The sequence below is a fragment of the Bradyrhizobium sp. USDA 3262 genome, from assembly GCF_054060035.1.
In genome coordinates, this window is record NZ_JBSSCT010000001.1 from 4,797,260 (window position 1) to 4,811,671 (window position 14,412).

12 protein-coding genes are annotated in these 14,412 nt (G+C 65.1%); 10 read left to right on the forward strand and 2 right to left on the reverse strand.

The features are described from left to right. The first annotated feature begins 69 nt into the window (after positions 1–69). From ACVWYP_RS21900 to ACVWYP_RS21945, 10 genes are all read left to right on the forward strand, one after another. Positions 70–1,026, forward strand: coding sequence for a sugar kinase (locus ACVWYP_RS21900; RefSeq protein WP_304499766.1), 957 nt, complete (start codon positions 70–72; stop codon positions 1,024–1,026). Further along, the gene (gene eda, locus ACVWYP_RS21905; RefSeq protein WP_028344633.1) at positions 1,023–1,673 is read left to right on the forward strand and encodes a bifunctional 4-hydroxy-2-oxoglutarate aldolase/2-dehydro-3-deoxy-phosphogluconate aldolase; all 651 of its coding nucleotides are present in this window, start codon (positions 1,023–1,025) and stop codon (positions 1,671–1,673) included. The genes ACVWYP_RS21900 and eda overlap by 4 nt, the downstream gene beginning before the upstream one ends. Before the next feature lie 138 nt (positions 1,674–1,811). Beyond that, positions 1,812–2,981 carry an acetyl-CoA acetyltransferase gene (locus ACVWYP_RS21910; protein ID WP_304499767.1) on the forward strand — a complete coding sequence of 390 codons (1,170 nt, stop codon included), beginning with the start codon at positions 1,812–1,814 and terminating at the stop codon, positions 2,979–2,981. Position 2,982: 1 nt separating this feature from the next. Continuing rightward, on the forward strand, positions 2,983–4,521 hold the full coding sequence (locus ACVWYP_RS21915) for a class I adenylate-forming enzyme family protein (protein ID WP_304499768.1): 1,539 nt from the start codon (positions 2,983–2,985) through the stop codon (positions 4,519–4,521). Positions 4,522–4,664: 143 nt separating this feature from the next. Further along, positions 4,665–4,874 carry a hypothetical protein gene (locus tag ACVWYP_RS21920; RefSeq protein WP_016847187.1) on the forward strand — a complete coding sequence of 70 codons (210 nt, stop codon included), beginning with the start codon at positions 4,665–4,667 and terminating at the stop codon, positions 4,872–4,874. A 162-nt stretch (positions 4,875–5,036) separates the two neighbouring features. After that, positions 5,037–6,236 carry a CaiB/BaiF CoA transferase family protein gene (locus ACVWYP_RS21925; RefSeq protein WP_304499769.1) on the forward strand — a complete coding sequence of 400 codons (1,200 nt, stop codon included), beginning with the start codon at positions 5,037–5,039 and terminating at the stop codon, positions 6,234–6,236. Between the two features lie 11 nt (positions 6,237–6,247). After that, the gene (locus ACVWYP_RS21930; RefSeq protein ID WP_028344637.1) at positions 6,248–7,414 is read left to right on the forward strand and encodes an acyl-CoA dehydrogenase family protein; all 1,167 of its coding nucleotides are present in this window, start codon (positions 6,248–6,250) and stop codon (positions 7,412–7,414) included. 163 nt (positions 7,415–7,577) lie between these two features. Next, positions 7,578–8,714 (forward strand): thiolase family protein, encoded by a 1,137-nt coding sequence (locus ACVWYP_RS21935; protein WP_304499770.1) that lies wholly within the window; start codon positions 7,578–7,580, stop codon positions 8,712–8,714. Then, positions 8,711–9,070: a Zn-ribbon domain-containing OB-fold protein gene (locus tag ACVWYP_RS21940; RefSeq protein ID WP_304499771.1), complete on the forward strand. Its 360-nt coding sequence runs from the start codon at positions 8,711–8,713 to the stop codon at positions 9,068–9,070. Before ACVWYP_RS21935 ends, ACVWYP_RS21940 begins: the two co-directional genes overlap by 4 nt. Positions 9,071–9,650: 580 nt before the next feature. After that, positions 9,651–10,178 carry a carboxymuconolactone decarboxylase family protein gene (locus ACVWYP_RS21945; RefSeq protein WP_038384111.1) on the forward strand — a complete coding sequence of 176 codons (528 nt, stop codon included), beginning with the start codon at positions 9,651–9,653 and terminating at the stop codon, positions 10,176–10,178. Positions 10,179–10,366: 188 nt separating this feature from the next. Here ACVWYP_RS21945 and glsA read toward each other — a convergent pair whose 3' ends face one another. Further along, positions 10,367–12,226, reverse strand: coding sequence for a glutaminase A (gene glsA / locus ACVWYP_RS21950; RefSeq protein ID WP_304499772.1), 1,860 nt, complete (start codon positions 12,224–12,226; stop codon positions 10,367–10,369). A 22-nt stretch (positions 12,227–12,248) separates the two neighbouring features. Continuing rightward, complete coding sequence (locus ACVWYP_RS21955; protein WP_304499773.1) at positions 12,249–14,312, reverse strand: TRAP transporter permease; 2,064 nt, start codon at positions 14,310–14,312, stop codon at positions 12,249–12,251. Positions 14,313–14,412 lie beyond the last annotated feature (100 nt).

The window sequence follows — 14,412 nt, forward strand, 5'->3', positions numbered from 1 at the left end:
CTCAGACAAGGGGCTAAGGCGCGATGATGATGCAACCAGGCTTCATCGCGCTTTAGCGCGGCGCTTGAGATGACCAGAGTTGCCAGCATCGGCGAATGCATGATCGAGCTGCGCCAGGCCCCTGGCGGCCAGCTCGGCGGGTTGTATTCGCGCTCCTTTGGCGGCGACACGCTCAACACCGCGGTCTATCTGTCCCGGCTCGGCATCCACGTCGATTACTTCACGGCGCTCGGCGATGATGCGCTGAGCGATGAGATGATCGCGGGCTGGGCGAGTGAAGGCATCGGCACCAAGCATGTCGCGCGATCGGCGGGCAAGCTGCCCGGCCTCTATCTGATCCAGACCGACGACAAGGGCGAGCGGCGCTTCTTCCATTGGCGCGACAGCGCCGCCGCCCGCGACCTGATGGATCTGCCCGAAACGGAAGACATCCTGAACTCGCTCGCGACCTATGACGTCGTCTATCTCTCGGCGATCACGCTCTCGATCCTGCGCGAGGATGGGCGGGAGCGATTGCTGGCGGCGCTGAAGCGTGCGCGGCTGCTGGGGACGCGGTTTGCGTTCGACACCAATTTCCGCGCCCGCGGCTGGCCGGACCTGAACGTCGCGCGGAAGGTCTTCAGCAGCGCGTTCGAGACGGCCGATATCGTGCTTGCCTCGACCGAGGATCTGGCGCCGCTTTATCCCGGCGAGAGCAACACGGCGCTGCTGGCGGGCATCTCAAGCCCCGAGGTGGTGCTGAAGCTCGCCGAGCCGGCCTGCATCGTGCGCTCGGCCGGCGGAACGCGCGAGGTGAAGGCGGAGCAGCTCACCAAGCCGGTGGTCGATACCACCGCGGCCGGCGACAGCTTTGCCGCAGCCTATCTCGCCGCGCGGCTCGGCGGCGCCGAGCCCGAGGAGGCCGCGCGCGCCGGCCATCGGCTGGCCGGTGTCGTGGTGTGCTATCCCGGCGCGATCATTCCGCGCTACGCCATGCCGCCGAAAAAGGCGCTTCGTCTCCCATCATCCCGCAAGGCCTCGCAATGACAACGACATCGAAGCAGGACCAGATCGCCGAGCTGATCCGCCAGGCCACCGTGATCCCGGTGCTGACCATCGAGCGGCTCGAGGACGCGGTGCCGCTTGCGAAGGCGCTGGTCGCCGGCGGCGTGCGGACGCTCGAGGTGACGCTGCGGACGGCGGTCGCGGTCGATGCGGCCAGGGCCATCATCGCCGGTGTGCCGGAGGCGATCGTCGGGATCGGCACGATCCTCAGTGGTGACGACCTGGCGCGCGCCGAGGCGCTGGGCGCCAAATTCGGCATCAGCCCGGGTGCGACGCCCGAGCTGTTGACGGCGGCAGCCGCCAGCCGGCTGCCCTTCGCGCCGGGGATCGCGACCGCCTCCGAGCTGATGCAGGCGCTGGCCCACGGCTTCGACGTCGTCAAATTCTTCCCGGCCGAGCAGGCGGGCGGTATCAAGGCACTGCGGGCTCTGGCCGGGCCATTTCCGCAGGTCAGGGTGTGCCCGACCGGCGGGGTCGGTGAGGCCAATGCGGCGATCTGGCTGGCCGAGCCGAATGTGCTGGCGGTCGGCGGTTCCTGGCTGTGCCCGGCGGCCGATATCCGCGCCGGCAATTGGGCCGGCATAACCGCCATGTGCGCGACGGCGATGAAAACGCTGAAAGCCGGCTAGAACTCCGTTCCGATAGAAACGGGGTTCTAGATTCTGGTTTTGACGCGTTTTCTTCACGCGAACCGGTGTCCACTTCGCTCGAAAACGCTCTCGAGATACGCTACATAACTCTCCGAACAGGAACAGGGAGATACAGCCATGACCGCCAGCATCGTGGGTTGGGCGCACACGCCATTCGGAAAGTTCGACGCGGAGACCGTCGAGGGTCTCGTGGTCAAGGTCGCCAACGAGGCGCTGGCTGACGCCGGCATCGCCGCGTCCGATGTCGACGAGATCATGCTCGGCCATTTCAACGCCGGCTTCTCGCCGCAGGATTTTACTGCCTCGCTGGTGCTGCAGGCCAATCCGGCGCTGCGCTTCAAGCCGACCACCCGCGTCGAGAATGCCTGCGCCACGGGCTCGGCCGCCGTGCATCAGGGCATCCGCGCCATCGAAGCCGGCGCCGCGAAGATCGTGCTGGTGGTCGGCGTCGAGCAGATGACGAAGACGCCGGGCCCGGAGATCGGCAAGAACCTGCTCAAGGCGTCGTATCTGCCCGAGGATGGCGACACGGTCGGCGGCTTCGCCGGCGTGTTCGGCAAGATCGCGCAGGCCTATTTCCAGAAATACGGCGACCAGTCCGATGCGCTGGCGATGATCGCCGCCAAGAACCACAAGAACGGCGTCGCCAATCCCTATGCGCAGATGCGCAAGGATTTCGGCTTCGAGTTCTGCCGCGCCGAGAGCGACAAGAACCCGTTCGTCGCCGGTCCCTTGAAGCGCACCGACTGCTCGCTGGTCTCGGACGGCGCTGCCGCGCTGGTGCTGACCGACGCCGAGACCGCCAGGACCATGGGCAAGGCGGTGAACATCCGCGCCACCGCGCATGCGCAGGATTTCCTGCCGATGTCCAAGCGCGACATCCTGCAGTTCGAGGGCTGCACCACCGCCTGGCAGCGCGCGCTGCAGAAGGCCGGCCTGCAGCTCTCCGACCTGTCCTTCGTCGAGACCCATGACTGCTTCACCGTCGCCGAGCTGATCGAATATGAAGCGATGGGCCTGACGCCGAAGGGACAGGGCGCGCGCGCGATCATGGAAGGCTGGACCCAGAAGGACGGCAAGCTGCCGGTCAATCCGTCCGGCGGACTCAAGGCCAAGGGCCACCCGATCGGCGCGACCGGCGTCTCCATGCATGTGATGAGCGCGATGCAGCTCACGGGGCAGGCGCCCGAGGGCATGCAGCTCAAGAACCCGCAGATCGGCGGCATCTTCAACATGGGCGGTGCCGCGGTCGCCAACTACGTCTCGATCCTCGAGCCGGCGAAGTAGCTTGAACATTGCCGAATGGCTGGCAGCGACGGCACGGGCGCGTCCCGACGCTCCGGCGCTGCTGACCGGTTTCGATCTCGACGCCGACTATGTCACCTTTGCCGGCCGCGCCGCCTCGATCGGGGCGGCGCTGGCGCGTGATCACGGCATTGCCGCCGACGACCGCGTCGCGCTGTTTGCGTCGAACTGCACGCAATATCTCGAATGCCTCTACGGCATCTGGTGGATCGGCGCCGTCGCGATCCCGATCAACGCCAAGTTGCACGGCCGTGAGGCGGCGTGGATCTGCGGCAATGGCGGCGCCAAGCTCGCCTTCGTCTCCGATGACACGATCGGTGCGTTGAACGAGGCGAAGGACGACTGCCCCGCCGGCATGACCACGCTTTCGGTCGACAGCGACGCTTACAAGACCATGCGAAGCGGCGAGGGCACGCCTGCGCCGCTGCCGCGCGAAAACAACGATCTCGCCTGGCTGTTCTATACATCGGGCACCACGGGCCGTCCCAAAGGCGTGATGCTCAGCCACGGCAATCTGGTCGCGATGTCGCTGTGCTATCTCGCCGACGTCGATCCGGCGACGCCGCACGATGCCTCGCTCTATGCCGCGCCGATCTCGCATGGCGCCGGCCTCTACAACTTCCCGCACGTCCGGATGGGCGGCCGCCACGTCGTGCCGGAGTCCGGCGGCTTCGATCCGGACGAGGTGCTCAACTTCGGCCGCCAGCTCGACAATGTCGTGATGTTCGCGGCCCCCACGATGGTGCGCCGCCTGGTCGATGCCGCCAAGAAGCGCGGCGAGAACGGCGAGGGACTGCGCACCATCATCTATGGCGGCGGTCCGATGTACACGGCCGACATCATCGATGCGATCGCGACGATGGGCCAGCGCTTCGTGCAGATCTATGGCCAGGGCGAGTCGCCGATGACCATCACGGCGCTGTCGCGCGGCTGGCACGCCCGGAGCGATCATCCGCGCTATCTCGAACGGCTGGCTTCGGTCGGGCTGGCGCAGAGCGTCGTCACCGTGCGCATCACCGACAAGGACGGCAACCCGCTGCCAGCCGGGGAGACCGGCGAGATCGAGGTCAAGGGCGCGACCGTGATGCTCGGCTACTGGAACAATCCGAAGGCCAATGCCGAGACGCTGAAGGACGGCTGGCTGCGCACCGGCGATGTCGGCCGGCTCGACGCCGACGGTTTCCTCACGCTGTCGGACCGCTCCAAGGACGTGATCATCTCCGGCGGCACCAACATCTATCCGCGCGAGGTCGAGGAAGCCCTGCTGACCCATCCAGATGTCCGCGAGGTCTCGGCCATCGGCGTGCCGGATCCGGAGTGGGGCGAGATCGTCGTCGCCTGCGTCGTGCTGGCGGATGGCGCTACCGCCGACGACGGCAGGCTCGACGCGCATTGCCTTGCCTCGATCGCCCGCTTCAAGCGGCCGAAGCGTTATGTCTATCTCGATGCACTGCCGAAGAACAATTATGGCAAGGTGCTGAAGACCGCGCTGCGGGAGATGCTGGCCAAAGGCATGGGCTAAATCGCGGCGAGGCTGGGTTGAATCGAAAATATCGAAAACAACCCCATGCACAGTAGGGATTGGGGTCACTAGAGCGGTTAAGGGATAGGCCGGGACCTCCCGCCGCGCTAAGCTGCCCGTGCTTGTCACCGGGAGAACGGACCATGGGAATCGAGACGTCTCTGTCGCTGTCGGAAGTGAACGATCGTATCGCGATCCTCCGGGACAATATCAGGCAGCTGATCGAGCAGGCCGCGGGCGCAGCCGGCGCCGAAGTCGAGGAGCGCATCGCCGAGCGGCTCGAGCAGCAGAATGCGGAACTGGAAAGGCTCCTGAAGGCGCGCGAGGTGATGACGGGGCAGTCGCCGGCATAAGGGCGGCGGTGAATACGCTTCGTTTAGCCCATCCGCGTTCCGCCGTACGGAAGCGTTCCGGCCGCCGCCATGCATACGCCCATACGCCCGGCGCAGCTTGATCTCTTTGAAAAGCTCCCGTTACTAGCTCCATAACCACGACATCCGGGAGCGAACAGGACGATGGGACCACTGCAGGGTATCAAGGTCGTCGACATGACGACCGTGCTGATGGGACCCTACGCCACGCAGATGCTTGGCGATTACGGCGCCGACGTCATCAAGGTGGAATCGCCCGATGGCGACGTGACGCGGCAGATCGGTCCGACGCGGCATCCCGGCATGGGACCGGTGTTCCTCAACACCAACCGCAGCAAGCGCTCGGTTTGCCTCGATCTGAAGAAGCCGGCGGGGCGCGAGGCGGTGCTGCGGCTGATCGCGCAGGCCGACGTGCTGGTCTACAATGTGCGCCCGCAGGCGATGGCGCGGCTGCAGCTCGGCTATGACGTCGTTTCCAAGGTCAACCCGCGGCTGATCTACGCCGGCGTGTTCGGCTTCGGCCAGGAGGGACCTTATGCCGCCAAGCCCGCCTATGACGACCTGATCCAGGGCGCGACCGCGCTGCCGGCGCTGATGGCGCAAACCTCGGACGGCGTGCCGCGCTATGTGCCGAACGCGCTGGTCGATCGCATCGTCGGCCTCACTGCGGTCGGCGCGATCTGTGCGAGCCTCGTGCATCGCGATCGCACCGGGCAGGGCCAGCGCGTCGACATTCCGATGTTCGAGACCATGGCCGGCTTCGTCATGGGCGATCACATGGGCGGCCTGACCTACGATCCGCCGCTCGACAAGGGCGGCTATGCGCGGCATCTGTCGCCGGACCGGCGGCCGTACAAGACGCTCGATGGCTATATCTGCGTGATCGTCTACAACGACAAGCAGTGGGAGAATTTCTTCAAGGCGACCGGTCGCGACGATCTGCGCAGCGATCCGAAATTCGCGACCTTCGCCGGCCGCGCCACCAATATCGATGTCGTCTACGCCGAGCTCGCGCGTATTCTCCAGACCAAGACCACGGCCGAGTGGAACGATATCCTCGAAAAGGCCGACGTGCCCGTGATGCCTATGCACGATCTCGAGAGCCTGCTGGAAGATCCGCATATGGTCGCGACCGGCGTCTTCCCCGTGGTCAATCACCCGACCGAGGGCCGGATCCGCAGCATGACGCCGTCGGCGCGGTGGTCGGAGACCAAAGTTGAGCCGAGCCGGCTGGCGCCGCGGCTCGGCGAGCACAGCGCGGAGATTTTGCAGGAGGCAGGTTTCTCCACCGAGGAGATTGCGGCGATGGTGCGCGACGGCGCGGCCAAAGCGGTGCAGGCATAGGAGCACGACAGATGGATTTCGCACTCTCCGCCAACCAGGAATCGATCCGCGATGCCGTCGCCAAGATCTGCTCGCGCTTTGACGAGGCCTACTGGCTGAAGAAGGACAAGGAGGGCGGCTATCCGGCCGACTTCCACCGCGCGCTGGCCGATGCCGGCTGGCTCGGCATCTGCATTCCCGAGGAGTATGGCGGCTCCGGGCTCGGCATCACCGATGCCGCGATCATGATGCGCACGATCTCCGAATCCGGCGCCGGCATGTCCGGCGCGTCCGCGGTGCATATGAACGTGTTCGGGCTCAATCCGGTGGTGGTGTTCGGCACCAAGGAACAATGCCAGCGCATGCTGCCGCCGATCATCGACGGTCGCGACAAGTCCTGCTTCGCGGTGACCGAGCCCAACACCGGCCTCAACACAACGCAGCTCAAGACCCGCGCGGTGCGCCAGGGCGACAAATACATCGTCAACGGCCAGAAGGTGTGGATCTCGACCGCGCAGGTCGCCAACAAGATACTGCTGCTCGCGCGCACCACGCCGCTGGAGGAGGTGCGAAGCCCGACCCATGGCCTCAGCCTGTTCTACACCGATTTCGACCGCAAGCGCGTCACCGTGCACGAGATCGAGAAGATGGGCCGCAAGCCGGTCGATTCCAACGAGCTGTTCTTCGAGAATTTCGAGATCCCGGTCGAGGACCGCATCGGCGAGGAGGGCCGCGGCTTCGAATACATCCTGCACGGCATGAATCCCGAACGCATCCTGATCGCGGCTGAAGCTGTCGGCCTCGGCCAGATCGCGCTGAAGCGGGCGTCGGAATATGCCAAGGGCCGCATCGTGTTCAACCGGCCGATCGGCATGAACCAGGCGATCCAGCATCCGCTGGCGAAGTGCTGGATGGAGCTCGAGGCTGCCTGGCTGATGGTGCTGCGCGCGGGCTGGCAGTATGACCAGAACCTGCCCTGCGGTCCCGCGGCGAACTCCGCAAAATATCTCGCGGCGGAAGCCGGCTTCCATGCCTGCGAGCAGGCGGTGATGACCCATGGCGGCTTCGGCTACGCCAAGGAGTATCACGTCGAGCGCTATTTGCGGGAATCGCTGATCCCCCGCATCGCGCCGATCAGCCCGCAGCTGATCCTCAGCTTCATCGGCGAGAAGGTGCTCGGCCTTCCGAAGTCGTATTGATGAGAATGGGCTCGCGCACAGACGTCGTTGTGTTTTCCCTCCCCCTGAAAGGGGGAGGGCAGGGTGGGGGTCAGCCACAGGCGAGAGCGGGTGGTGTGGAGACAGATCCCCACCCGGCTTGCTTGCGCAAGCCGACCTCCCCTTTGCAAGGGGAGGTGAACAGATGAGCTTCGTCACCGGCGTCGGCCTCACGTCCTACGGCAAACATGAGGGCCTGTCCTCGCTCGACCTGATGAGCAGGGCGGCCGAGCTTGCGATCTCGGATGCCGGGCTGAAGCGCTCCGACATCGACGGCATCCTGTGCGGCTACTCCACGGTCTCGCCGCACATCATGCTGGCCACTGTATTCGCCGAGCACTTCGGCATTCGCCCGTCATACGCGCACGCCGTCCAGGTCGGCGGCGCCACCGGGCTTGCGATGACCATGCTGGCGCATCATCTGGTCGACGCCGGTGTTGCAAAACACGTGCTGGTGGTCGGCGGCGAGAACCGGCTGACCGGGCAGAGCCGCGACACCTCAATCCAGGCGCTGGCGCAGGTCGGGCATCCGGATTACGAGGTGACGCTGGGGCCGACGATCCCGGCCTATTACGGCCTGGTCGCGACGCGCTACATGCATGAATACGGCCTCACGCAGGAAGACCTTGCCGAGTTCGCGGTGCTGATGCGCAAGCACGCGCTGACGCATCCCGGCGCGCAATTCCACGACCCAATCACGGTTGCCGACGTGATGGCCTCCAAGCCCGTGGCGATGCCGCTCAAGCTGCTCGATTGCTGTCCGGTGTCGGACGGCGGTGCGGCGTGCGTGATCAGCCGCGAGCCGACCGGCGAGCGGCGGGTCCGCGTCCGCGGCTGTGCGCAGGCGCATACCCATCAGCATATCACCGCCGCGCCCGCGCTCAGCGAGCTCGGCGCCGAGATTTCGATCGCGAAGGCGAAGGACGTGTCGGGCATCGCGATCCCGGACGTGCGCTACGCCGCGGTCTATGACAGCTTCACGATCACGCTCGCGATGCTGCTGGAGGATCTCGGCCTCGCCGGACGCGGCGAGGCGGCGGCGCGGGTGCGCGCCGGCTATTTCAATCAGGATGGCGAGATGCCGCTCAATACCCATGGCGGCCTGCTCAGTTACGGCCATTGCGGCGTCGGCGGTGCGATGGCGCATCTGGTCGAAACCCATCTGCAGATGACCGGCCGTGCCGAGAATCGTCAGGTGCGCGACGCCTCGGTGGCGCTGCTGCACGGCGATGGCGGGGTGCTGTCGTCGCATGTCAGCATGTTCCTGGAGCGCGTGCGATGAGCGGACCGATCGCGGACTGGACCCAGGGCACTGAAGCCATCGTCTACCAGACCTGCAACGCCTGCGGCGCGCGGCAATATTTCCGCCGCAGCTTTTGCGCCGCCTGCGGTTCGCCCGATCTTGCCGAGCATGGCGCGAGCGGGGCAGGGACGGTGTATGCGACCTCGCTGGTCTGCCGCGCCGCGACGCCGGAGACGCGGGCGCATGTGCCGTACAACATCGTGCTTGTCGATGCCGACGAGGGCTTTCGCATGATGGCCCATGGCGACAACGACCTCGCCATCGGCGACAAGGTCGCGGCGCGCTTCACGCAATTCGCGGGACGGCTGGTTCCGTATTTCGCAAAGGCGAAATGAGGGGCTGAACGATCCAGTCAGAACGCAAGACCAAGCTGAACTGGTTCGCTCTTGCCCCTCATAGTTTGCGGATAACTTGTTTGGGCATGATCTTTCGGAAAACCGCTACACACTTTTCCGGATCATGCCTCAGTGCCAATAAAAGATGAAGCTGGCGATGACGAGCATCGCCGTCACCGCCAGCATTTGCGCAAGCGCTTCCGAGGCCGCCCTCTTGGTGGCTTCCTTCATGCGTTTCCCCTAGACTTGGGCGTGACTCATCGTTGCGCGAATTGCGCGCAAGACGGCCAGATTTTTTACTCGGAACACCCCGCGTCGAGCATTCGCTTTTGACGAGTCCCCACTCAGCGAATATCGACTGTGACAAGGTTGTCTGGGAATGCGGCGGCAATTTGACTCGCGCGTGTTGCTCCTGCGACAGCAGCCCGTACAGAGCGTTTTCGAGCGAAGTGGATACCGGTTCGTGTGAAGAAAACGCGTCAAAACAAGGATCTAGAGCCCCGTTCCGATTTCATCGGAACGGAAAAGGCTCTAGTGTTTCGGAACCCGACAGAAACGACAGCAAGATCAAGGTTAGGAAATGGCCCGTATCGACTACTCCGATCCCGCGAAGGCAAGCCCGCGTACCCGCGAGATCCTCGACAAGAACCGCAACGCCAACATCTTTCGCATGATGGCGCATTCGCCAAGTTACTTTGAACAGTACTGCCGGCTCGGCGGCGCGATCCGCCACAAGGGCGAACTCGATCCTGTCGTCCGCGAGCTTGCGATCACGCGCACCGGCATTCTCTGCGAGGCACCTTACGAGATCGTCGCGCACAAGCGCATCGGCAAGAATGTCGGCGTGACCGACGAGCAGAACGCCGCGCTCGAGGACTGGCAGTCCGCAACCTGCTTCAACGAGGTGCAGCGCGCGGCGCTCGCCTTCACCGACGAGATCGTCAAGCTGAAGAAGCCGACCGACGCGACCTTCAAGACGATCGCGGCGAAGCTGACGCCGGCCGCGCTGATCGAGCTGCAGCTCTCGGTCGGATTCTACATCATGACGTCGAAATTTCTCGAAACCTTCGAGATCGACATGCAGCCGGTGACGGAAGTGGTGAGCTGAACGGATCGCGTCGCGGAGTCCTTCGCCTCGCCCCGCCTGCGGGGAGAGGCCGGAGCGCATGCAGCGAAGCGGAATGCGGTCCGGGTGAGGGGGAATCTCCGCGAGTCTAACTCGAAGTCATATTGCGGATGCTGCTCCTCACACCGACCCTCTCGCCGCGAAGGGCGGGGAGAGGGAGAACAGGAGACCTACCCCGACGTCAGCAGATCGACCTTGGCATTCGCCAGGATCAGCCGTTCGGCGAGGATTTGCGCGAGGTTGCGCATGATCCGCTCGCCGGCGCGCGGATGTTGCTCGCGGAAGCGCTCGAAATCCTCGATCGTCACTTCGTAGGTGGTCGCCGACATGTCGGCGACCACGTCCGCGATCCGCTTCGGCTCCAACAGCGCCATCTCGCCGAACGCCATGCCGGCGGTCAGCGTCGCGAGCCGGATGCCGTCGGGCAGGGTGACGTGGACCACGCCACTGCGCAGGAAGTACAGTGAGGTCGCCTCACTGCCCGCGGCGATGATCTTCTCATTGGGCTGGTAGGTCCTGACCGTGCAGAGCGGGGTGAGGTCGGCGATCTCCTGTTCGCTCAATCCGGCGAGCAGCGGCTGCTCGGCAAGCTCCGTGGTCTCGAGGAAGTCGATCGAGCCGCCATAGCGGTAGACGATCTGGTCCTCGGCCCACTCGATCGCAGTGTCGAGCAGGTAGAAATCCCTGATATTGCCGAGCCGCCTGGTCCACTCGCTGATCGTCGCCCATTCGCGCGAGGTCCGCTTGATGCCGGAAAGGATCACGGTGACGCCGAGCTCGGCCAGTTCCTGGAAGGCCTCGGCCACCAGCCTCGCGCCCGCACGGGTCGTCGCGGTGACGCGGCGCAAATCGAAAATCACGAATTCCGGCCGCGGGCTGCCGGCGAGGCGGCGCGAGACATAGTCGACATTGGAGAGTGACAGGGTGCCGACCAGCTCGATCACGCGCACCTCCTGGAAGTGCCTTGCCAGAATCTCCTGTTCCTGCGGCCGGCGCACCCGCCGTGACGGGTTCTTGCCGATATTGTAGTCGGCGATGATGCTGTGGCGCGCGTCGTCGCTGCGGTTCAGCATATGCAGGTCGTAATGCGCCGACAGCGTCTCGCACACCTTGATGCCGCGCACGCTGTTGCCGTGCTTGTCGAGTTTTGGCGAATAGCTGCCGAGCCCGAGCCGCGCCGGCAGCGCCGCCAGAATGCCGCCGCCGACGCCGCTCTTGGCGGGGATGCCGACGCGGTAGATCCATTCGCCGGCGTAGTCGTACATGCCCGACGAGGTCATCACCGACAACGTGCGCGCGATGGCGTAGGGCGTCACGACTTGCTCCTCGGTCAGCGGGTTGATGCCACGATTGGCCAGCGTCGCCGCCATCACGGCGGTGTCGCGCGCGGTGACCAGGATAGAACATTGCCGGAAATAGACGTCGAGCACCGCAGGCACGTTCTCGGTGATCACGCTGTTGGTGCGCAGGAGATAACCGATCGCCCGGTTGCGGTCGCCGGTGGCGCGCTCGGAAGCATAGACCGCCTCGTCGACATCGAGCTCACGGCCGGCGAAGCGGCCGAGCGCCTGGCGGATATAGTCGAACGCGCCGTCGCCCTTGTCGGCGTGGAGCAGGCCGGAGCAGGCAATCGCGCCGGCATTGACCATCGCATTGAACGGGTGGTTCTCGGCATTGAGCCGGATCGAATTGAAGGGGTCGCCGGACGGCTCGACGCCGATCACGCCTTCCACCCGCTCGGCGCCCAGCGTATCCAGCGCCAGCGCGAACACGAACGGCTTTGACATCGACTGGATGGTGAACGGCACCCTGGTGTCGCCGACCTCGTAGACGTGGCCGTCGAGCGTCGCCAGGCTGATGCCAAAATGGGCCGGGTCGGCCTTGCCGAGCTCGGGGATGTAGTCGGCAACCGCGCCGGCGGCCTCCGGCAGGAAGTCTGCGTAACAAGTGTGCAGAAACCGCAGTAGCGGCGGCTTCGAGCTGGACCAGGCCGTGGTGGTGGCGGTGACGGGAGGAGGCGATCGTTTCATCGCCTCCTGTTGTGCAACGCAATCAGGGCGCGCGCAACTGGTTCGGAACCAGCGCCTGACGGCGGACCAGCAGCAAGGCGATCAGCACCGTCGGGGCGAGGATCGCGAGCCCCAGCAGCGACACCTGCAGCTGCGACAGCGGGTTGATGCCGCCGCCGGGCGTCGCGAGCACGAAGCCGCCGATCACCAGCAGCACCCGGAGCGGCCATTCCAGGGCACCGGCGCCGCGGAGGTCGCCGACGAAGGCCTGGTAGCCCTGGATGCCGCCGCAGATGAACAGGGTGCCGCACGCCGCGAGCGCCATCAGGCCGAGGCCGGCGAGATAGGGGCTCGGCCCCTGCATCACCAGCGCCGGGTTCAGCACGAAGAAGAACGGGATGAAATAGATGATGCTGCCGACCCACATCGATTCCCAACCGGTCTTCATCGCCGGCGAGCCGGCAATGCCGGCCGCGGCGAAGGAGGCGATCGCGACCGGCGGCGTGATCGAGGACAGCATGCCCCAGTAGAAAATGAACATGTGCACCGCCATCCGGTTGAGCCCGAGCTTCTCCAGCGCGGGCGCGACCAGGATGGCGAGGAAGATGTAGCAGGCGGTGGTGGTCAGCCCGAGGCCGAGGATCAGGCTGGTGAAGGCGCACATCGCGAGCAGCAGGAACGCGTTGTCGCCGGCAAGCGTCAACAGATCGTTGGCAAGGCTCGAGACCACGCCGGTCATCGAGAACGCCCCGATCAGGAGACCGCAACCCGCGAGGATGCCGACCAGTTCGACGAAGGTGCGGCCGTTGACCTCGAGGAATTTTCCGATTGTCCCGAACGTCCAGCGGGTCTCCTTGGAGAAGATCTGGTTGAGCACCAGCAGCAGCGCGGTGGCGTAGAACGGCGCGTGGCTTTCGCGCTTGAAATACAGCAGCATCACGATCAATAGCGCGATCACGAAGACGTAGTACCAGCCGTTCTTGATCGTATCCATCACCCGCGGCAGCTCGGCGCGCGGAATGCCCTTCAGCCCGTGGCGTGCGGCGTAGGAGTCCACCTGCATGAACAGGCCGACATAGTAGAGCGCCGCAGGGATGATCGCGGCCACCGCGACCTCCGCGTAGCTGATATTGAGGAACTGCGCGATCACGAACGCGGTGGCGCCCATCACCGGCGGCGCCAGCACGGCGCCGGTGGAGGCGCAGGCCTCGATCGCGCCGGCATAGGAGGCACGGAAGCCGCTCTTCTTCATGACCGGGATCGTCATGGTGCCGGCGGTCAGCACGTTGGAGACGATCGAGCCTGACATCATGCCGAGCAGGCCGGAGGCGAAGATGCAGACCTTGGCGGCGCCGCCGCGGAACGTGCCGCACAGCGCGAAGGCGAGGTTGATGAAGAATTTTCCGGCGCCGGTCATCATCAGCGCGGTGCCGAACACCAAAAAGCCGATCACGGTGTCGGCGAAGGCCTGGATCGGAATGCCGAGCAGGCTCTCGCCGGACAGCACGTGGTAGGCCGTGGTCTGGTCGAGCGTCAGCTGCGAGCCGCGGAACGGGCCGAGCCAGCTGGCCTCGGCGAACAGCGGATAGACGGTGAAGGGGAGCACGCTGAGCAGGAGGCTCCAGCCGCCGGTCCGGCGCAGCGCCTCCATCAGCATCACCCACATCACGAGGCCGGCGATGATGACGTTCCGCGGGGCGCCGTCGGACTCCCAGCCATATTGCGCCGCCTTGCGCACGTTCAGCATCAGCCAGATCGAGGCGGCGAAGGTCGCGCCGGCAAGCGCGAGATCATACCAGGGAATGCGGTTCAGCGGCGCGCGCTCCGATCCGGGGAAGATCAGGAACGTGAAGGGCAGCATCAGCGCGATCAAGAGATAGAAATATTCGGTGTTGAGCTGGGTATAGTCGATGAAGAAGCGCAGCGAGAATTGCTGGTTGATGCAGAGCAGGATGGTTGCGGCGGTTGCGACCACCAGCGCCCAGCGCCACACGCCGCGCAGGGTGCGCACGCGCGTGACCTCGGCCTCCTGCAGATTGTCGAGACCGGCATGCGGATCTTCAAACTCGATTCTTTTCGCAGGCGCAGCCGCGGCGTTCTCGGGCATTACGCATCCCCCAAATGTTGTCCGTTTTTGCCCGTAGCCTAGAGCATGATCCGCAAAAGTGCGAAGCGGTCTTGCTCAAACGAGCTGAAGCGCGATGACG